This window comes from Shewanella sp. MM_2022_3, from assembly GCF_022557375.1.
Taxonomy (GTDB): domain Bacteria; phylum Pseudomonadota; class Gammaproteobacteria; order Enterobacterales; family Shewanellaceae; genus Shewanella; species Shewanella xiamenensis.
Window position 1 is genome coordinate 1 of sequence record NZ_JAKZGV010000029.1, and the last position, 20104, is coordinate 20104.

Annotated in this window: 18 protein-coding genes; 9 read left to right on the plus strand and 9 right to left on the minus strand. The window is 45.5% G+C overall.

All coding sequences use genetic code 11. The annotated features are described in order from the left end of the window. Positions 1 to 198 precede the first annotated feature (198 nt). Positions 199 to 1968 (plus strand): flavocytochrome c, encoded by a 1770-nt coding sequence (locus MMG82_RS14230; RefSeq protein ID WP_047539441.1) that lies wholly within the window; start codon positions 199 to 201, stop codon positions 1966 to 1968. A gap of 157 nt (positions 1969 to 2125) precedes the next feature. On the opposite strand, the gene kdsA is transcribed toward MMG82_RS14230, so the two are convergent. The 4 genes from kdsA to MMG82_RS14250 form a co-directional block, all read right to left on the minus strand. Then, positions 2126 to 2974 carry a 3-deoxy-8-phosphooctulonate synthase gene (kdsA, locus tag MMG82_RS14235; RefSeq protein ID WP_037422272.1) on the minus strand — a complete coding sequence of 283 codons (849 nt, stop codon included), beginning with the start codon at positions 2972 to 2974 and terminating at the stop codon, positions 2126 to 2128. A gap of 64 nt (positions 2975 to 3038) precedes the next feature. After that, on the minus strand, positions 3039 to 4286 hold the full coding sequence (locus tag MMG82_RS14240) for a DUF819 family protein (protein ID WP_037422269.1): 1248 nt from the start codon (positions 4284 to 4286) through the stop codon (positions 3039 to 3041). A 142-nt stretch (positions 4287 to 4428) separates the two neighbouring features. Beyond that, on the minus strand, positions 4429 to 5217 hold the full coding sequence (locus tag MMG82_RS14245) for a tetratricopeptide repeat protein (protein WP_047539438.1): 789 nt from the start codon (positions 5215 to 5217) through the stop codon (positions 4429 to 4431). Continuing rightward, positions 5217 to 5612, minus strand: a complete 396-nt coding sequence (locus MMG82_RS14250; protein ID WP_037422264.1) for a SirB2 family protein — start codon at positions 5610 to 5612, stop codon at positions 5217 to 5219. Before MMG82_RS14250 ends, MMG82_RS14245 begins: the two co-directional genes overlap by 1 nt. Positions 5613 to 5729: 117 nt before the next feature. On the opposite strand from MMG82_RS14250, the gene MMG82_RS14255 reads away from it, so the two are divergent. Further along, the gene (locus tag MMG82_RS14255; RefSeq protein ID WP_047539436.1) at positions 5730 to 6143 is read left to right on the plus strand and encodes a GNAT family N-acetyltransferase; all 414 of its coding nucleotides are present in this window, start codon (positions 5730 to 5732) and stop codon (positions 6141 to 6143) included. 141 nt (positions 6144 to 6284) lie between these two features. Here the strand turns inward: MMG82_RS14255 and prmC are convergent, their stop codons facing one another. Genes prmC through hemA form a run of 3 tightly spaced genes read right to left on the minus strand, consistent with a single transcriptional unit; the run spans position 6285 to position 9504 of the window. Further along, the gene (prmC, locus tag MMG82_RS14260) at positions 6285 to 7145 is read right to left on the minus strand and encodes a peptide chain release factor N(5)-glutamine methyltransferase (protein WP_037427846.1); all 861 of its coding nucleotides are present in this window, start codon (positions 7143 to 7145) and stop codon (positions 6285 to 6287) included. Between the two features lie 2 nt (positions 7146 to 7147). Further along, complete coding sequence (gene prfA, locus MMG82_RS14265; RefSeq protein ID WP_037422256.1) at positions 7148 to 8239, minus strand: peptide chain release factor 1; 1092 nt, start codon at positions 8237 to 8239, stop codon at positions 7148 to 7150. Between the two features lie 14 nt (positions 8240 to 8253). Continuing rightward, complete coding sequence (hemA, locus tag MMG82_RS14270; protein ID WP_037422253.1) at positions 8254 to 9504, minus strand: glutamyl-tRNA reductase; 1251 nt, start codon at positions 9502 to 9504, stop codon at positions 8254 to 8256. A 255-nt stretch (positions 9505 to 9759) separates the two neighbouring features. On the opposite strand from hemA, the gene lolB reads away from it, so the two are divergent. From lolB to MMG82_RS14285, 3 genes are all read left to right on the plus strand, one after another. Beyond that, positions 9760 to 10404 (plus strand): lipoprotein insertase outer membrane protein LolB, encoded by a 645-nt coding sequence (lolB, locus tag MMG82_RS14275; protein ID WP_037422250.1) that lies wholly within the window; start codon positions 9760 to 9762, stop codon positions 10402 to 10404. A gap of 1 nt (position 10405) precedes the next feature. Next, a complete protein-coding gene (gene ispE / locus MMG82_RS14280) occupies positions 10406 to 11260 on the plus strand; it encodes a 4-(cytidine 5'-diphospho)-2-C-methyl-D-erythritol kinase (RefSeq protein WP_047539434.1) in 855 nt (284 codons plus the stop codon). Positions 11261 to 11373: 113 nt separating this feature from the next. Beyond that, positions 11374 to 12321, plus strand: coding sequence for a ribose-phosphate pyrophosphokinase (locus MMG82_RS14285; protein WP_037422243.1), 948 nt, complete (start codon positions 11374 to 11376; stop codon positions 12319 to 12321). 175 nt (positions 12322 to 12496) lie between these two features. On the opposite strand, the gene MMG82_RS14290 is transcribed toward MMG82_RS14285, so the two are convergent. Next, a complete protein-coding gene (locus MMG82_RS14290; protein WP_047539432.1) occupies positions 12497 to 14359 on the minus strand; it encodes a methyl-accepting chemotaxis protein in 1863 nt (620 codons plus the stop codon). A gap of 403 nt (positions 14360 to 14762) precedes the next feature. Between MMG82_RS14290 and MMG82_RS14295 the strand changes: the two genes are divergently transcribed. Genes MMG82_RS14295 through MMG82_RS14305 form a run of 3 tightly spaced genes read left to right on the plus strand, consistent with a single transcriptional unit; the run spans position 14763 to position 16827 of the window. Then, positions 14763 to 15296 (plus strand): RNA polymerase sigma factor, encoded by a 534-nt coding sequence (locus MMG82_RS14295; RefSeq protein ID WP_037422238.1) that lies wholly within the window; start codon positions 14763 to 14765, stop codon positions 15294 to 15296. Then, positions 15296 to 15874 carry an anti-sigma factor gene (locus tag MMG82_RS14300; protein WP_037422236.1) on the plus strand — a complete coding sequence of 193 codons (579 nt, stop codon included), beginning with the start codon at positions 15296 to 15298 and terminating at the stop codon, positions 15872 to 15874. The genes MMG82_RS14295 and MMG82_RS14300 overlap by 1 nt, the downstream gene beginning before the upstream one ends. Continuing rightward, positions 15871 to 16827: a DUF4097 family beta strand repeat-containing protein gene (locus MMG82_RS14305; RefSeq protein ID WP_047539429.1), complete on the plus strand. Its 957-nt coding sequence runs from the start codon at positions 15871 to 15873 to the stop codon at positions 16825 to 16827. Before MMG82_RS14300 ends, MMG82_RS14305 begins: the two co-directional genes overlap by 4 nt. 84 nt (positions 16828 to 16911) lie before the next feature. Here the strand turns inward: MMG82_RS14305 and rsuA are convergent, their stop codons facing one another. Then, on the minus strand, positions 16912 to 17601 hold the full coding sequence (rsuA, locus tag MMG82_RS14310) for a 16S rRNA pseudouridine(516) synthase RsuA (protein WP_047539426.1): 690 nt from the start codon (positions 17599 to 17601) through the stop codon (positions 16912 to 16914). A 345-nt stretch (positions 17602 to 17946) separates the two neighbouring features. On the opposite strand from rsuA, the gene MMG82_RS14315 reads away from it, so the two are divergent. Next, positions 17947 to 20031, plus strand: a complete 2085-nt coding sequence (locus MMG82_RS14315) for a M13-type metalloendopeptidase (RefSeq protein WP_241406999.1) — start codon at positions 17947 to 17949, stop codon at positions 20029 to 20031. The last annotated feature ends 73 nt before the right edge of the window (positions 20032 to 20104 follow it).

Here is a 20104-nt window from a genome sequence, read left to right on the forward strand (position 1 = left end):
TATGCTAATTCTATGTTAAAGATTCCGTTTGAACTTTAATCACACCTCTAATATAAAAATGATTAATTAAAAATTATTTAAAACAATTTCAATTTTATTTAACCACAATAATTTATTGCGCAACATCACCATTTAGCAATTAATAAAAAAATATCATAAGTGATGATTACCTCAATAAAACTATAATTGGAGAATTATATGAAGTTAACACTTTTAAGTTTTGTCTTGTGCTCCATCTTTTCTACAGCATCTTGGGCTGCAAATGACAAAAATGATCTGGCCTCTTTTCATAAAGAAATGGGAGGATGCAAGAGCTGCCACACTCAACCTGGCAAAGTATCTGACAGTGAAACTTATGAAAATCAGCAATGTAAATCATGTCATGGTGAATACAGTGCTTTGGCTAATCCTAAACTAAAGCTAGATCCTCACGCATCACATTTAGGTGATATTAACTGTACAAGCTGCCATAAAGGTCATGAAAAACCCAAATTATACTGTAATGAGTGCCACTCATTTAAAGGGCTTGAGATGCCTTTTAATAGTGCACAATCTAAAGAACCATGGGATAAAGGTTGGGACAATGATGCAATCAGCAAGGCGATTGCAGCTGGTCCAAAAGAAACGACGGATGTCATTGTTGTCGGAGCGGGAAGCGCAGGGTTTAATGCTGCTATCGCAGCGAAAAAAGCAGGAGCGCAAGTAGTATTACTCGAAAAAGGCCCATTTAGTGGTGGTAACTCTATGCTTGCAGCTGGCGGTTACAATGCAGTAGGAACTGCTCAGCAAAAAGAACATAAAGTGGATGATAAAATTGAATGGTTTGTTGAAGACACAATGAAAGGTGGTCGCTATGCCAATGATCCAAAGTTAGTGCAAATATTAGCTGAGCAATCTGCTGATGGTATTAAATGGTTAGAATCTTTAGGTGCAAACATGGATGACTTAAAACGCTCAGGTGGCGCAAGAGTTGACCGCACCCATAGACCCACAGGAGGTTTAAGCGTTGGTCCACATATCATTGATGTATTGAGAAAAGCTTCAGTAAAAGAAGGGGTCGATACTCGGCTTAATTCTAAAGTTGTCAAACTTGTGATTGATGAAGACCAAAAAATTGTCGGCGTAGTCGTCCATGGAAAACATTCTGGCCACTATATGATTGCTGCTAAATCAGTTGTTCTAGCAACCGGTGGATATGGTTTTAATAAGGAAATGGTCGCATTTTATCGTCCAACGTTTAAAGGGATGACTAGTTCTAATAACATTACTTCCACTGGTGATGGTATTGAGCTTGCCAAAGCAATCGGAGCGAGTATGACCGATATTGATTGGGTACAAGCTCATCCAACTGTGGGAAAAGATAGCCGCATTTTAATCTCCGAAACTGTTCGAGGGGTAGGTGCAATTATGGTTAATAAAGATGGTAATCGTTTTGTCAGTGAATTAACGACTCGCGATAAAGCATCCGATGCCATTCTTAAACAGCCTGAACAATATGCTTGGTTAGTCTTTGATAATGAGCTTTATAAAAAAGCTAAAATGGTTCAGGGATATGACCATTTAGATATGCTTGAAAAAGCAAATACAGTTTCTGAACTTGCTAAAATTACAGGCATGAAAGAAAGCTCATTAGAAAAAACGGTTTCAAACTACAATCGTTATTTTAAACAAGGTAAAGATGAAGAGTTTGCTCGCGAACAAATGCCATTGCCACTAGAAAAGGCGCCTTTTTATGCCGTAAAAGTGGCTCCTGGTATCCACCATACTATGGGTGGTGTCGCCATTGATACCAAAGCTGAAGTGCTCGATATTCAAAGTAAACCATTAGTCGGCTTGTTTGCTGCTGGCGAAGTCACAGGTGGTGTACATGGGTATAATCGCTTAGGTGGCAATGCCGTTGCAGACACTGTGATTTTTGGAAAAATTGCAGGCACTAATGCGGCAAAACATGCGTTAGAAACTAAGTAACTCAAGCTCAGATGTACTAGTTCAGAGAGGCGTGGGAATCGCCTCTCGTCACATCTCATCGCAAGCTTTATTCATCATGATTATTGGCAATCAATTTATTGCCTGACTTCAAAAGCTCCCCAGCTATTTTTGAGAGGTTAATTTAACCTCTCTTTTTTTACTTGCTGGTATCAATTGGCTCGAAGGATTTGACTAAATCATCCATCGCTTTCATCTGCTTCAGATAATTTTCTAACTGGTGCAAAGGTAACGCACATGGACCATCACACTTAGCGTTATCTGGATCTGGGTGAGCTTCGATAAACAGACCTGCTAAGCCTAATGCCATGCCACTACGGGCTAATTCAGTCGCCTGAGCACGACGGCCTCCCGCTGAATCAGCACGGCCACCTGGGCGTTGCAATGCGTGGGTGGCGTCGAAAATCACCGGATAACCCGATTGCTTCATCTCGTCCATACCCAGCATATCTACTACTAGGTTGTTGTAACCGAAGCATGAACCACGTTCACACAGGATAATTTCATCATTACCCGCTTCATTAAACTTAGTGATGATATGGCGCATTTCGTGGGGGGCTAAAAACTGCGGCTTTTTCACGTTGATGATAGCGCCCGTTTTCGCCATCGCGACAACAAGGTCTGTTTGGCGCGCTAAGAAAGCTGGTAATTGAATAATATCAACCACTTCAGCTACAGGCGCACATTGGTAAGGCTCATGCACATCGGTAATGAGTGGTAGATTGAAGGTCTTTTTGATTTCTTCAAAAATCTTTAAGCCTTCTTCCATGCCTGGACCACGGTAAGAGTTGACAGAAGAGCGATTAGCCTTATCGAACGATGCCTTGAAAACATAGGGGATCCCCAGTTTTTGAGTCACTTCGGCATAGGTTTCAGCAATCGACATCGCGAGATCGCGAGACTCAAGCACATTCATGCCACCGAATAGCACAAAAGGTTTATCGTTTGCAATTTCGATTGAACCTAACTTTATGATTTTATTACTCATCGCAACATCTCTCTCAAATACTAGACTCTGTCCAGCGGAAAACTGAATATTGGCACTAGAGCGACTATACCGCAACTAGCTGTAAAATTTGGCCACAAATCCAAGCCATATACGTTCCTAACACATAACCAAATACGGCCAACAGCACCCCGACGGGAGCTAATGCAGGGTGAAACGCAGCAGCCACAACGGGCGCTGATGCCGCGCCGCCCACGTTAGCCTGACTACCTACCGCCATATAAAATAATGGCGCTTTAATTAGCTTAGCAATCAATAACATAAAGCTAGCGTGTACAATCATCCAAATAATACCCACTAAAAAATATAATGGTGTATCAAGGACTTTGCTTACATCCATATGCAAACCAATGGTCGCCACTAGAATATACAGGAAAGCCGATGCAACCTTAGATGCCCCCGCTGCCTCCAAATGGCGCAAAGGACTAAAAGACATTGCTAAACCTATGGTGGTCACAATCACCACTAACCAGAAGAACTTCGAGGTAAAACTGTAGTCCTCGGTCCAAGGATAATTGGCCTCAAAATACGGGCCGAGGAAATCGGCAGCAATATGGGCTACGCCCGTAATACCAAAACCAACTGCCACGATTAGCATAAGATCACGTAGGCTTGGAATGCGCGCATTTTCAGCGTGATACTGTTCAACTTTGTTCTTTAAAGTTTCAATCGCCGTCGTATCCGCACCAGTTTTAGCATCGATTTCCTTGGCCTTTGACGCCATAAACAATAATACCGCCATCCAAATATTGGCCACAATTACATCAACTGTCACCATCACGGAGAAGATATTGCCACCGACTTCATAAATTTCTTTCATCGCCGCTTGGTTAGCACCGCCGCCAATCCAGCTACCCGCAAGGGTCGTCATACCGCGCCACACAGCATCAGGGCCATCAACACCAATCAGCGATGGCTCGATCAATGACACCAGGAGTAAAGCAATCGGGCCGCCGATGACAATACCAATGGTTCCCGTTAAAAACATGATCACAGCCTTGGGCCCAAGTCCTAAGATGGCTTTTAAATCCACACTTAAAATCAACAACACCAAACAGGCGGGTAATAAATAGCGAGAAGCTACAGGATAAAGCTGTGATGTATGGCCATCAATCACCCCAAAGGTGTTTAGCAATGAAGGCAAGAAATAGCAGAGTAATAACGCTGGGATGAAACGGTAAAACTTTTGCCAAAATGGATGACTGCTCGTACTGGTATAAAACACAAATCCCAGAATCGTCGCTAAAATCCCCAGCGCTACCGCGTCATTGGTAACTAATGCCGTACTTGCCATGTGTGTTCTCCCTGTTTGGTACAGTTGTTATTGTATTTATGCTAAAAACTGCCGTTTGCAGTTAGTGGGCAAACTTCCCATTCGCCCGGTTAGTTATTGTTTTAGAAAAACAAGAAGAGCCTGTAAGGCTCTCCTTTAAGATTTAATGATAGATTTCAGCGTGTTCACTGAGTTCTTTGAGCTGCATCTTAACGATTTCGATAACAGGATCGTGTGGGCTGTTATCGACAAAATGTTGTAGATCGGCCGCAGCAACATTAATGCATCCAAGTTGCTGCGCAATAAAAGCGCGCTCACGGTTCAAATGCACATCATCGGGATGCCACTGAAGCAACAAGTTACAACACTCCATCGCCGCCTCAAATTGATGGGAGACAATACAACCCGCCTTAAGCTCATGCAGCATGCGCGAAATCAGCTTCTTTATTGACGCAGCTTTTAAATAACTTGGCTTAAGTTCAGCCGCATTACCCAACTCACCGCGCACTAACACATGCAGCTGGTGTTTCGTCAGCTCTTTGCCCGTCAGCGGATCGTGATAACGAACAACGCCACCAACGTTACTGCGAAGCACGGTATTACCCGGTAATAGCAGGGCCTCGAGCTCTAAATCGAGCTGCTTGGCCAGTAGCATCAATACCGTTGCCAGCGTGGTGCTATTACCCTGTTTAGTGATAAGACAAGTGCCTAAGTCCGCCGCTTCGGTGCTGAAGTAGTTGTCGCGAACACAGAACCCTAAATCCTGATAAAACCAACGAAACAAAGCCTTTAAGCGTTGCTGTTGATCTACCAGATAATGACTTAATACGGCTCCAGCCAATTCAAACCAAGCCCATTTCGCCGCTTCGAGGTTTGAAAAGCCAAGGTGAGCACCTACATCCAATGCCGACTCGGGCAAAGCAATGCCATCTTGCAGAGTGTATTTACCCATTAACCCAATAATACCGCTTGTTTAAAATGCGCCAATTTAGCCGCGTAGACCAACCAACCTATAGCGCCGAGAAAGGCGAATACTTTGAAAAGTTTGTTTCTGTTGGCTTTTATTGCAATTACACCCAAGGCAATATAAGCAACGACAGCGCCAATCTTTTCGGTCAACCAAGGATCCACAAAGGGATATTGCTTGATCATAAAGCACAAAGTTAAACCAGAAAGTAGCAAGAAAGTGTCAATCACATGGGGAGCGACTTTAAAGACCTTCTTGCCCATCAGTGCTGACTGACGTAAATGCAACACAAAACGAACGACAAAAAACAGCACACTCACGGCAATTAAGGTTAAGTGCAGGTGCTTAACAGCAGGATAAAGACTGTAAAAAGTTTCCATTGTGATACTTATGGCCAGTGACAAAGGCGCTAGTTTACCCTAATCATAACGCCAGACCAATGCCTAACACTCGAGATTCACAGACGGGCCCCGTCGCGCACTTTGCAGGAAACCATGATGAATTTAATGATAATTGACGATGAGTCCACCGAGTTTGCCGACACGGTAAAGCAAAAAATCGTCGAATTTAATCAGCAGCACTGGCAAACGCTGCAACGCCAAAACCTAGGCGTAAAGTTGCAGGATGAGCAAGACACCTTACTTGCGGGCTTAAGCGGCAAGACCTTCGGCAATTGGTTCTTAATCGACTATCTGTGGGTGGATGAAGCATTACGCCAGCAAAACATCGGCTCACGCTTATTACTCGAGGCTGAAAGCAAAGCCAAACAACGCGGCTGCCAATTTGTTCTGCTCGATACCTTAGATTTTCAAGCAAAACCTTTCTATGAGCGCCACGGATATCGTGTGCAGTGGGTACAGCAAGCCTATCCCGAAACCGGCAGTAAATTCTTTATGGTCAAGGAGCTGTAGCTTCTTAAAGATAAAATGTGATTTTAAGACGTCTTGTCATGATCTTATAAAGACTAATAATCTCAGCAGATACATAGACAACAACGCCATTGACGGGTAATCAATGGCGTTTTTGGGCACTCAGCTAGATTGGAGCAAATATTAAATTCCAATCAATCCCATCCACTTACCCATAGTGCATCTATCGTTGCTGCCAAAATCCCGCACGGTAGCGACATTTTGGTAACCTAGCTCAGTGAGTTTTGCCCTGAGTTTAACTGCTTGTTCAAAACCATGCTCAAGCAATATATAACCATTGGGCTTTAAATAATCTCGAGCAGTTTTTGCAATGTAGTAAAGATCAGCAAACCCTTCATCGGCGGCAGTAAGCGCACTTTGTGGCTCAAAACGCACATCACCTTGGTGTAAATGCTCGTCGGCCTCATCGATATAGGGCGGATTGGAAACAATTAAATCAAAGTCACGGGAAGTGATAGCGCTAAACCAATCGCTTTGTAGTATCTCAACCTGTTCAAGTTTCAGATTAGTGCGATTCGCCTTTGCCAGCGCGACCGCATCTTCCACTTTATCCACCGCGGTAATTTGCCACTCGGCGCGTTCAGAAGCCAAAGCCAGTGCAATCGCGCCGGTTCCCGTTCCCAGATCGAGCACTTTTGCATGGCTTTCAAGGGGTAGGTTGAGGGCGGATTCGACGAGGATCTCAGTATCAGGACGAGGGATCAAGGTCGTGTCATTCACAATAAAGGGCAGTGACCAAAACTCACGCTCGCCAACAATGTGAGCCACAGGTACGCCTTGCTGACGCCGTTGCACCATTTGCTGGAAGCGTTTCCACTGTTCTACGCTCAAGGCTTTTTCAGGCCAAGTGTACAGATAAGCACGATTCTTATTGAGGCAATACAATAATAAAACCTCTGCATCCAAATGGGCGGATTCAGAGGTTGAAGCTAGCTGTACATAGGCCCATTGCAGGGCCTCGGCGATACAGGATTGATCAGCCAAAATTACCCCTGCTCGTCAGCGAGTGCGGCTAATAAATCTGCCTGATGTTCTTGCATCAGCGGTCCTAAAATCGCATCCAAGTCACCCTCCATCACTTCGTTTAAGCGATATAGGGTTAAGTTAATACGGTGTTCACTCACGCGGCCCTGCGGGAAGTTATAGGTACGAATCCGCTCAGAACGGTCACCACTGGCGACCAGACTACGACGAGTTGACTCTTCAGCGCTGCGGCGTTTTTCATCTTCTACGGCTTGGATACGCGCCGCTAACACGCTCATTGCTTGTGCGCGGTTTTTATGTTGCGAGCGTTGATCCTGACATTCCACCACAATCCCAGTTGGAATATGGGTAATACGAATGGCAGAATCGGTTTTGTTAACGTGCTGACCACCGGCGCCCGATGAGCGGAAGGTATCAACCTTAAGATCGGCAGGATTGATGGAAATCGCCTCAGCTTCAGGCACTTCATGCATTACTACCACAGTTACTGCGGAAGTGTGAACTCGGCCTTGGGACTCGGTTTCAGGTACACGTTGAACGCGGTGACCACCGGATTCAAATTTGAGTTTACCGTAGGCGCCTTCACCACTGACTTTAACGATGATTTCTTTAAAACCGCCATGCTCGCCTTCGTTCGAGCTCATGATCTCGAGCTGCCAACGGTTGGCTTCAGCATAACGGCTATACATACGGAATAAGTCGCCCGCGAAGATCGCCGCTTCGTCGCCACCCGCACCGGCACGAATTTCGATAAAGGCGTTAGTGTCGTCGTTAGGATCTTTTGGTAGTAACAGAATTTGCAGTTCGGCTTCGAGACGTTCAAGTTCAGCTTTAGCAGCCTTGATTTCTTCCTGCGCCATTTCACGCATTTCAGCGTCATCTTCTTCCAGCATTTCCTTAGCAGACTCGAGATCCGCCTGTGCCTGCTGGTAGGCTTTAAAGCCTGCAACTACTTCTTCTAACTGAGAATATTCTTTGGATAACGCACGAAAACGATCCTGATCGGCAATGACAGACGCATCACCAAGCAAAGCTAAGACTTCTTCGTTGCGCTCGAGCAAGCCTTCCAGCTTGCGGATAACGGATTCCTTCATTTAACTCGCTAACCTTAGTTTTTATCTAATCCGAGCGCTGTTCTTAACTGACCTAATGTATTCAAATCCCCCTGACGGCTCGCCACCGTGAGGGCTTGGGTGGGTGCGTGAATGAGTCTATTGGTCAGGCGATTGGCTAGTTCAATCAATACCTGCTCAGTGTCGCCCCCCTGCGCTAATTTATTCAGGGCGCGTTCCACTAACTCATCCTTTATCGCCATGCTCTGGCTGCGATACTCGCGAATACTATCGACCGACTCTAAAGAACGCACCCACTCCATAAAGAGGTGAGATTGTTCTTCAGTAATTAATTCAGCTTGCTCGGCGGCCTCCTTACGGGAAGCCTTATTCTGTTCAATAATGCTATGCAGGTCGTCCACTGTATACAGAAACGCATCGTCCAAATCGGCGACTTCCGGCTCAATATCCCGGGGAACTGCTATATCAACCAATAACATAGGTTGATGGCGACGCTGCTTTAGCGCTTTTTCTACCATGCCTTTACCAAGGATTGGTAGCGGGCTGGCGGTAGAGGATATCACGATATCGGCTTTAGGGAGAAAATCTGGTATCTGTGCCAGCGTAATAGCCGTAGCATTGAACTCTTCACACATGCTTTGAGCGCGCTCTAAAGTACGGTTTGCCACCACCATTGAGGCAACACCGTTATCTTTAAGATGCTTAGCTACTAGCTCTATCGTTTCACCCGCACCGATTAACAGTACCTTAGTGGTCGACAGCGAAGAGAAGATATGCTTTGCCATGCTCACGGCCGCAAAAGCGACCGATACAGCAGCGGCACCGATTTCGGTTTCGGTACGCACTTTTTTAGCAACAGAGAAAGTATTTTGGAACAAGCGGTCAATAGTTAAGGCGACAGTGCCGGCTTCTTTGGCTTTGACAAAGGCTTGTTTAACTTGACCAAGAATCTGCGGCTCACCCAGGATCAACGAGTCAAGACCCGAAGCAACGCGCATCAAATGCCTCACAGCCTCTTGTCCGTGATAATTGTAGAGGCAGGGCGCGACATCTTTATGCTCTAGGCCATGAAATTCTTCAAGCCATTCAATGATATCGGCCTCATCGCCATTGTTACAATACAACTCAGTGCGATTACAGGTCGAGACGATAACGGCTTCACCGGAGCGCGTACGACTGGCCAGACTCTTCATGGCATCATGAATTGTGTCTGGAGAGAAGGCGACTTTCTCACGCAGGTCTACCGTGGCTGTTTTATGGTTAATACCGATTGCTACAAGGCTCATCTGACTCTTTTCTAGATTCTTGGCGTCTATCTTAATAAGGGCATTCTACTGAATTGGCCCAACTAAAAACAGAATACGCTTAACAAAACCGAATAAAGGTCTAACTTCTTACCTAAATTTTCTATCAATGATAGACAATTACCGATTAGCACGACTGAAGTTATCCCAAGTGACTGCCAATGGAAATTTTTACAAATGGCATTGGTATTCTTTCCAAGCCCTCGTATCATAAGGACTTTGGTATATCAGTTATAGATGAATAATTTGAAGCGCTTCACAAAATCCATTTTCTCTTGTATCGCCTTGAGCGGACTATTGTTTTTAGGCGGCTGTGAAACACTGCCGCCTATGACCGATCTCAGCCCTATTACGGTCGATAATGCAGCCCAAGCTAAAGCGTGGGAGCTACAGGGTAAACTCGCTATCCGCACACCTGAAGATAAGCTCAGTGCCAATCTCTATTGGCGCCACAGCGAGGAACGCGACGAGCTCACACTCACGACGATGTTAGGTACTACAGTATTGACTTTGGAGGCGACGCCTCACTCGGCTCACCTACATATTGATGGCAAAGATTTTCGTGATAATAACGCCCAAGCCTTACTTGAACGCGTCAGTGGCTGGTCCATCCCGATTAACGATTTGCCCCTGTGGATCACAGGGCAAGTTGGCAGTTTAGATCGCGTTATCGCCGTTGATAGTACAGGCCAAACTAAGCAACTGCAAAATGTGCAAACGCCACCGCCTTGGTTAGTCACATTTTTAAGCTGGCAATCCCAAAGTGGCGCTAAGGTGCCTTACCAATTAACGCTCGAACGCGGTGATTTACAGCTCAAGCTTCAGCTCAATCAATGGCAAGCCTTAGGTAAACCCTCAATACTGCTCGGAGAAAAACCTTAGCATGTCCCAAGAGATTTCACGCAATTGGCCAGCTCCCGCCAAACTCAATCTGTTTTTGCATATCAACGGACGCCGCAGTGACGGTTACCATGAGTTGCAAACCCTATTTCAATTTGTTGACTGTTGCGATCAACTCGACTTTCGAGTGACTGACACACCTGAACTGATTTTGCACTCGGACATGTCAAACGTTGTCGCGGATAGCGATAACTTAATTCTGCGAGCCGCAAAATCACTGCAACAATCTACAGGTTATCGTGGCGGTGCTGAAATCTGGCTCGATAAACGTCTGCCCATGGGCGGCGGTTTAGGCGGTGGCTCCTCGGATGCAGCCACCACACTTGTCGCCTTGAATCAGTTATGGAATACCCAATTGTCTCATGATGAATTAGCGGCAATTGGATTAAAACTCGGTGCCGATATCCCTGTTTTTATTCATGGTTTCGCTGCATTTGCCGAGGGAGTTGGAGAGTGTTTACAGACGGTTAATCCCGCTGAATTATGGTATTTAATCATTGCCCCTGACGCTCATGTTTCTACCGCAGCGGTATTCCAAGATCCGCAGCTGCCGCGTAATACGCCTAAGCTTGGCATTGACACTTTACTGAGCCAATCTTGGAGAAATGATTGCCAAGAACTGGTCGTATCTAAATACCCTCAAGTTGCCAAGGCCTTAGGCTGGCTGCTAGAATATGCGCCGTCGAGAATGACCGGAACGGGCGCATGCGTGTTTGGGGAGTTTTCGTCGCAGCAGCAAGCTCTCGCAGCCTTGGCGAAATTACCGTCTGATATGCAAGGATTTGTTGCAAAAGGGATGAATATTTCGCCGCTCATAGTGCGACTCAATCGTCCATAAACTACTTTCTTCTAGAGCAACTTTTTTCACGATCGCCCACGGGTCCGCTCCCGTCCCCGCATCGTCGTTGCTCTAGCCACTAAAATATAAAGCAAACGCCTGAGGTTCATACAGTGCCCGACATCAAGCTCTTTGCTGGGAATGCCACCCCCAGTCTCGCTAAGAAGATAGCCGATCGTCTATTTTGTAAACTCGGAGACGCAGTGGTTGGTCGTTTCAGCGATGGTGAAATCAGTGTCCAAATCAACGAAAATGTACGTGGTGCCGATGTGTTTATCATCCAATCCACCTGCGCGCCGACTAACGATAACCTCATGGAACTGATCGTGATGGTTGATGCGCTACGCCGTGCATCTGCTGGTCGTATCACTGCTGTTATTCCTTACTTTGGTTATGCTCGTCAAGACCGTCGCGTCCGCAGCGCACGTGTACCTATTACGGCAAAAGTGGTTGCTGACTTCCTGTCTAGCGTCGGTGTTGACCGCGTTTTAACCTGTGATTTACACGCTGAGCAGATCCAAGGCTTCTTCGACGTTCCTGTTGATAACGTATTTGGTAGCCCAGTGCTATTAGAAGACATGGTTGCGAAGAAGTTAGATAACCCTGTGGTTGTCTCTCCTGACATCGGTGGCGTGGTTCGTGCTCGCGCAGTGGCAAAACTGTTAGACGATTCTGATTTGGCCATTATCGATAAACGTCGTCCACAGGCAAACGTTGCACAAGTCATGCACATTATCGGCGATGTTCAAGGCCGTGACTGCATTATCGTTGACGATATGATCGACACAGGCGGCACTCTGTGTAAAGCGGCTGAAGCCTTGAAAGAACATGGTGCAAACCGCGTATTTGCTTACGCAACTCACCCAGTGTTCTCTGGCAAAGCGGCTGAAAATATCACCAACTCAGTGATCGATGAAGTGATCGTCACAGATACCGTACCTTTAAGCCCTGAAATGCTGAAAGTGGCGAAAGTGACTCAACTGACGATGTCGGCGGTATTGGCGGAAGCCATTCGCCGTGTAAGCAACGAAGAGTCTATCTCTGCAATGTTCAGCCACTAATCTTACGGCACTTGCATAAAAAAACGCACCTCAAGGTGCGTTTTTTGTTTGCGCGTTTTAGCTTTGGTCTTAGTTTACATTTTAGGATTGAATCGACTTCTGCCTTATCCATCCACAAACTGCGCCTCAAAATGCTATAGAAACGCTCCCCAAGGTGCGCCTCTAGCATAATCGTTTAGATCTTAAAATGGCTCACAGCACTCACCAAATACTCGGCTCGGGTTCTTAACTCGTCCGATGCCGAAGCATTAGCATCGGCGGCATGGGAAGATTGCTCCGCAATATCGCGGATCACCACAACATTCTTATTCACTTCAGCAGCCACCATACTTTGCTCTTCAATTGCAGCAGCAATCTGCGTACTCATATCCATAATGTTTCGAACGTCATTATTGATAAGCTTTAGTAATTCCCCCGCTGCTGCGGCCTGCTCAGCACTCTCTGCACCTTGTTTTTGGCTCGCATCCATTAATTGCACAATAGAACGGGTTCGGCTTTGCAAGGTTTGAATAATATTAGCAATCTCCTGTGTCGATGTCTGGGTTCGCATCGCTAGACTACGCACCTCATCAGCCACAACAGCAAATCCACGCCCCTGCTCTCCAGCACGCGCCGCTTCAATCGCCGCATTGAGTGCGAGTAAGTTGGTTTGCTCAGCAATGCCGCGGATCACATCAAGCACACTGCCAATGGTTTCGCTATCGCGCTCAAGCTCGTCCACCACTGAAGCACTCGTATTAATTTGCTCAGATAACTGTCTAATTTTAAGAATCGTCTGCTCTACCTCAGTTTGCCCCAACTGAGCGTTATCATGGGTTTTACCCGCTTTGAGTGCCGCAAGCTCGGTCGTTTTAGCGATTTCATCAATGGTGGCGCCCATTTCGGTAATCGCGGTAGCCACCATATCAGTTTCGTTAAGTTGCTGCGCAACACCTTCAGAGGCAAGCATGGCATTCTCTGAGACACTCTTACTTGAGGTTTTGATAGTAGAGGCAGACTCAATAACCTGCTCGATAAGCTGCTGGAAACTGCCCACCATGCTATTGAAATGCTGTGCAATTTTGCCTAACTCATCTTGCGTTGATACATCGCATCTTAGGGTTAAGTTTTTACTCACTTCGATGCGTGAAATAACCTGTGTAATGCGCTCAACGGGGTTAATAATGCTACGGATTATTAGGTAAGTAATTATGCCGAGGATTAATGCAATTATCAGAAAGACAGCGATTCCAATATTCCTGCTGCTATTATCAGTCTCATCAATTGCTTTCAATGCAAGGTTATGCAGTTCATCGGCGCTAGATTCTGTTAATTTATTCGCGGCGATTAACTGTGCCATCGTGCCCTGTTTTTCATCTAAACCCAGTTGCTGCTCTTTACTAACGAGGCTTTTAAAGTCTTTTTGATATTGTTCGATCAATGCAACAATTTTATTTTGCGCATCAATATCTAAACTTGATGCCCTTAAGCTGCTATTAAACAAAGCAATATTGGCATCGAAGGTCTCGACATAGCTCATTTCACGGCGCAACATAAAATCTTTTTCATTGCGTCTAAGCTGCAACATGGCAACTTGCAAAGAAAGTTGATCGTATTCCTTCAGCATGGATTCCACATTGTGCACCGCAGTTCTTAAGGTGCCATAGAGACCTGTTTTGAGTGTTAAGCCAATTTCTTGTTGCAGTTGAACAACCTCATTAAAGGCCTGTTGATATTGATTTAAATTGCGGTCAAAACTTTCGAGGGAAGTAATAGGTACATCGTATTTTTTAAAGATTTTTTCAAGCTTAGGAATCATGTCATCAATTGAGGCATGAACTTGTTTATGTTTTTCAACATATTGAATATCTTTACGGCCAAAAAAGTCCTTTTCATTTTTACGCAGTAACAACACGTCACGCTCAAGTTCGAGCACGTTTTGCGCCGCGTGGGAGAGTTCCGACTCAACTGAATTTGTATAAAGCTGCAATCCAAACATGGCTATCACGGCCGTAACGGATACAGCAGCACTGAGTAACAATTTCGAGCGGATTAACATAAAAAGCCCCTAATAAATAACATCTCTTAAAAAGATAGTTGGGAGTCACGTCTTTTACAGTAAATATAGCCTTGACATAAAAAGTTCATCTTTCATTTATTGTTTTATCCGCTTCGGAACTTTCTCCATTTTTCGATTTACATTGACAGCCAAGTATAGTGGCAACTATGAAAGTATAATCTGTGATTTTACTTTCATAGAGTTATCATTCAGAATACCAACTGGTATAAAACCTGTAAGTTCATAAACTTAACTCTAAATTTTTGCCGCTAATTTTACTATAAAACTCGAACAAGTGATGCTAAATGAACTGATAAAAAATTTATTTTTATCGGATACAAACCTTTTGTGCTTTTCAGAGCGTCCAATCTATAAACATTCACTCAGATGACAGGAAAAGGCTGTGACGGCAGGGAGACTCCCACTCAACAATGCAATGTCAGAATTTGACCTCATCACCTTGGCTAGCCAAGGTAATAGAGCCGCATTTAAGCAGCTGTATTTACACCATCATCCAAGGATATATGCCCTATCACTGCGATTATCTGGCCAAGCCTCGCAGGCAGAAGAAATCACCCAAGAGTGCTTTATTTTGGTGTGGCAGAAATTGCCGCAATTTAGGGGAGAGAGTCAGTTCTCAACTTGGTTACACAGTATTTGTGTAAATCAGGCACTGAGCTTTATCCGTAAGCAAAAGTCGTTTTGGGCACGTTTTATCCCAATGGAGAGTGACGATGAACATTCAAGCGCCGATGAACATTATCAAGGGTTAGACAAGTTGATCCTCAAACTGCCAGAACGGGCGCGTATCGTGTTTGTACTCTGCGCGATTGAAGGCTATCAACATGAAGAAATTGCACAATTACTTGGTATTGCCGTGGGAACCAGTAAGACCCAGTACCACAGAGCCAAGCAATTACTACAGGAGATGCTGTAATGTCCTTATCTAATAATGCTCGCGAGGCCAAGCTCCAGCAGTTGATTGATGATACCCCCAAAACACTAACGCCCGAACGGGATCTTTGGCAAGGCATCGAAAAACGTATGGATAAGCCATTGGCGTCGCAACCAGCGAGTCGCCAAGCGCCGCGACTACAAGGTGCGCAATGGGCGATTGCCGCAACTATAGTGCTGGCGGTGTTCTTCGGGTTCTACACTCAAGCTCCGGTAAAAACGTCGCTCCCAGAACAAATCGCCAGCCAAGCTGCGGATGATGAGCAAGTGCTGCAAGCTCTGCTAAGCCAAATAGCCCAGACACATCAAGCCCAGGTGACGAGCCTCGCACAGACCCCAACGGTAGTCGCTTGGCAAACGAGCCGCTTTAGCGCGCCATTAGAGCAAGGCTTAGCGGAATTACGTCGTGCCGGCGAACAGATTTATCAAGCATTACAGGCTAATCCAACCGACAAACAACTTTGGCAACTCTGGCTTTGGGTGCAACAACGTGAACTCGATTTGCTACAACAAGGCCAAAAACTTCCGATTCAAAACTCAACACAAGGAAATAGCATATGAGCCATTTTACCCTCACGAAAACCAGTCTATTAGTGTCAACACTTTACCTTGGTCTTATGGGCAGCGTGTTCGCCGCTGAAAGTGTGGATAAACAGTTACCCATTAGCAGCGATACTCTGCTGCAAATAAAAATCCAACGGGGCGACGTGCAAATTCAAAGCTGGGATAAAAATGAAGTCAGCGTGACCGGCACTTTGGATGAGCTAAGCGAAGGTTTTGTCTTTGAGCAGAAAGGTAACAATCTGAATATCGAAGATAAAATGCCACGCCACTATAACGGCAGTGACAACAATGGCTCAAAGCTCACCATTAAAGTACCTAAAACCGTTAAGCTCAATGCCGATACGATTTCAGCTAATCTACAAATCAGCCAGACTCAAGGCGAGCTTGAACTCAATACCGTTAGTGGCAATATCAGCGCCGATAATTTGGGGGGTAATCCGACGCTACACACTGTCTCAGGCGATATCACCACCAAAGGATTAACAGGTAAAGTGATGTTAGATACAGTTTCTGGCGAGATTAAAGATTCTGAAAGCAAAGGCGAAATTAAATACCGCTTAGTCAGTGGCGATCTCAGCAGCCAAACCTTAGCCGACAAAGTCAACGTCGAGCAGGTTTCAGGCGAAATTAATGGCGACTTTAAAACCGCTAAAGAAGTTAATGTACGTACCGTTAGCGGCGACACCCAAGTGTCGCTAGCCAAAGTCTTTAATAAAGTTAATCTTGAAAGTGTCAGTGGCGATATGACTTTAAGCTTTGCCGATGTGCCCGATGCCAGCTTCGAGCTCAATGGCGGCCCAGGCGGCAAAATCAAAAACGGCTTGAGCCAAGATGTGCCACAAAGACAAAAATACGTACCGAATGAATCCTTAAGTTTCCAAACGGGTGCTGGTAGCGCCAGTGTGAAGATGGATACAATTAGCGGTAATCTGATCCTGAAAAAACAATAGCCTTATCAGAAAACACGAATTAGCGATAAAAATAGCAATAAAAATGCCGCTCATCAGGAGCGGCATTTTTTTAGCCAAATGGTGTTAAATCGAGGCGATTTCTTCGCTCGTCAGATAGCGCCATTCGCCTAGGGCAAGTTCGGAATCTAATTCAATTTTGCCAATACTTTCACGATGCAAGCCAACCACATGGTTGCCCACTGCGGCAAACATCCGCTTTACTTGATGATACTTACCCTCGGTAATGGTTAAACGCACCAACTGTGGCTCAATGATTTCAAGCACCGCGGGTTTTGTCAGGCCGTCCTCGTTTCTAAGCTCCACTCCAGCGGCAAAGACGCCAATCAGACTCTCATCCACAGGCTCTGCTAACGTCACTAAGTAACGCTTGCCACAGTCTTTTTTCGGCGAGGTGATCCGATGCGACCATTGACCATCGCTAGTGATCAGCACTAAACCTGTGGTATCGGCATCTAAACGGCCAGCAATGTGTAATGTTTCAGGCTTTTCGATATCCAGCAAACTCAATACCGATGGATAGGCTTCATCTATGGTCGAGCAAATCGTATCAACGGGCTTATTGAGCATAAGATAACGTTCGCCAACGAGAGAAATAGGCTCGCCGTCGAGGCATACTTGCATCCCCTCAAGCACTTTAAAGCCAGAGTCTTTGACTACAACGCCGTCACAGGTAATCTCACCACGGTGTAAGGCTTTTTTAGCTAGGGAACGTGTAAGTGAGGTACTTTCACAGATAAATTTGTCTAAACGCACTTGATGACTCAACTTCAATAAATGAAAACTGACGTATTATGAGCCCAATCAATAAAAGGACAAAGCCTAAACTAAAACGACTTCAGTACGTCGGCGTAAATAAAATAAGTACCTACTAACTCGGTAATGCTTGCATACGGTATGTTTGCTGCTTTTTAGGTCAATTTAAGTTATGGTAATTTTTAGTTACAACTGCCAGATAATAAATCCATCTTTAAAAGTGTAATCACCTTGTTTCGATTCCCACTAAAGCATTAACATACGTTGCATTGCGCCTGAAGCAATCCCATTTAGAACCCAAATAGCCCCAGATATGGGCACAATAACAAACTCGAAGGAAACGACATGAGAAAAGTACTCATTGGGGGACTGTGTGCCTCACTTATCGCGGGCCTTACTGCCTGTAATGACAAACCAGCACAAGTTAGCGCGCCCGAAACCGCTAAAACCGCCACAGCTGCCGCTGTCACTAAAGCATTGGGTTCTGGTATCGAATTTGACAACTTTGATAAATCAGTACGTCCACAGGACGATTTCTATAAATATGTTAACGGTACTTGGCTAAAAAAATCTGAAATTCCAGCCGATCGCACTAGCATTGGAGCCTTCTACGATCTGCGTGAAAAATCCCGTGACGATGTCAAAGCGATTATCGAAGAAGTCGCAGCTACGCCAAACCTAGCCGAAGGCACTGACGAGCAAAAAGTGGCCGATCTTTATCGTTCATTTATGGACACTGCCACATTAAACAAACTAGGTGTAACACCACTCAAAGGCGAGTTTGATGCCATCAACGCCTTAAAAGATAAAAACGAACTGGTTAAATACTTCGCCCATAGCCAGATCATGGGCGCAGGTACACCAATGGCGTTCTACATCGATATCGATGCGAAAAACTCTAGCCGTTACGCGACTCACCTGTATCAATACGGCCTAAGCCTGCCAGAAAAAGACTACTACTTTCACGAGTCAGAGCGTTTCGTTAATATTCGTAAAGCTTACCTTGCTCATATCGAAAAAATGTTCACGCTAGCTGGCCTTGCCAATCCAAAAGCCAGTGCAGAATCTATCCTCGCACTTGAAACCGCCATTGCCGCTAAACATTGGGATGTGGTTGAAACCCGCGATAGCACTAAATCCTATAACCTTTATCAAGTTAAAGATCTGCCAAGCTTAGCGCCAGATATCGACTGGACAGGCTACTTAGCGGCATTAGGTGCTGACAAACAAACCGATATTATCGTTAACCAACCAAGCTATATCCAAGGCCTGAACGAAGTCCTCAAAACGACCGATCTAGCAACTTGGAAAACCTACATGCAATGGCAAGTGCTGACCCACGCGGCGAGCAACTTGAGCGAAGACTTCGACAACGAAAACTTTGCCTTCTTCTCTAAAATCCTTAACGGTCAAGAAGAACAAGAACCACGTTGGAAGCGTGGTGTTGCGGCAGTCAACGGTGTATTAGGTGAAGTGGTGGGTAAAGTGTACGTGAAGCGTCACTTCGCTCCAGAAGCTAAAGAGCGTATGCAAGCACTGGTTGAAAACCTGCGCGGTGCCTACGGCGACAGCATCAAAGATCTGACTTGGATGAGCGATACCACTAAGCAAGCTGCTGCCGAAAAATTAGCGAAATTCAACCCGAAAATTGGTTATCCAAACAAGTGGGAAGATTACAGCAAACTGACCATCAAAGCCGATGATTTGATTGGTAACGCGGTTCGCGCAAGCGAAGTTGAGCACGCTAAGTCACTGGCTAAGTTAGGCGCGCCAATCGATAAAGACGAGTGGCACATGACCCCACAAACGGTTAACGCCTACTACAACCCAACCATGAACGAAATCGTGTTCCCAGCTGCCATTCTGCAACCACCATTCTTCAACATGGAAGCGGATGACGCTGTCAACTACGGTGGTATCGGTGCAGTAATTGGTCACGAAATGGGCCATGGTTTCGACGACCAAGGTGCTAAGTTCGATGGCGATGGTAATATGCGTGACTGGTGGACAGCGAAAGACTTAGAAGAATTCTCTGCCCGTGGTAAGGCGCTGATTGCACAATACGATGGTTACTATGTGTTTGACGATCTGCACGTGAACGGCAGCCTGACCTTAGGTGAAAACATCGGTGACTTATCAGGCGTGACTATTGCTTACCGCGCGTACAAAAAGTCACTCAATGGTAAAGAAGCCCCAGTTATCGATGGTCTGACTGGCGACCAACGTTTCTTCATCGGCTTCACCCAAATTTGGCGTGCAAAAGCCAAAGAAGAAGCCCTGCGTAACCGCGTAGCGACAGATCCACACTCACCAGCGGAATTCCGCGCACTGGGTGCACTGTCTAACATGCCAGAGTTTTACACCACCTATGATGTGAAACCAGGTGATGCAATGTATATCGCGCCAGAGAAACGCGTAAAAATTTGGTAATGCCAAATTAATTCAAGATTGTAGTTAACGCGACATAATCATGAAAGCGCAATGGCGCCGCTCACAATAGCGG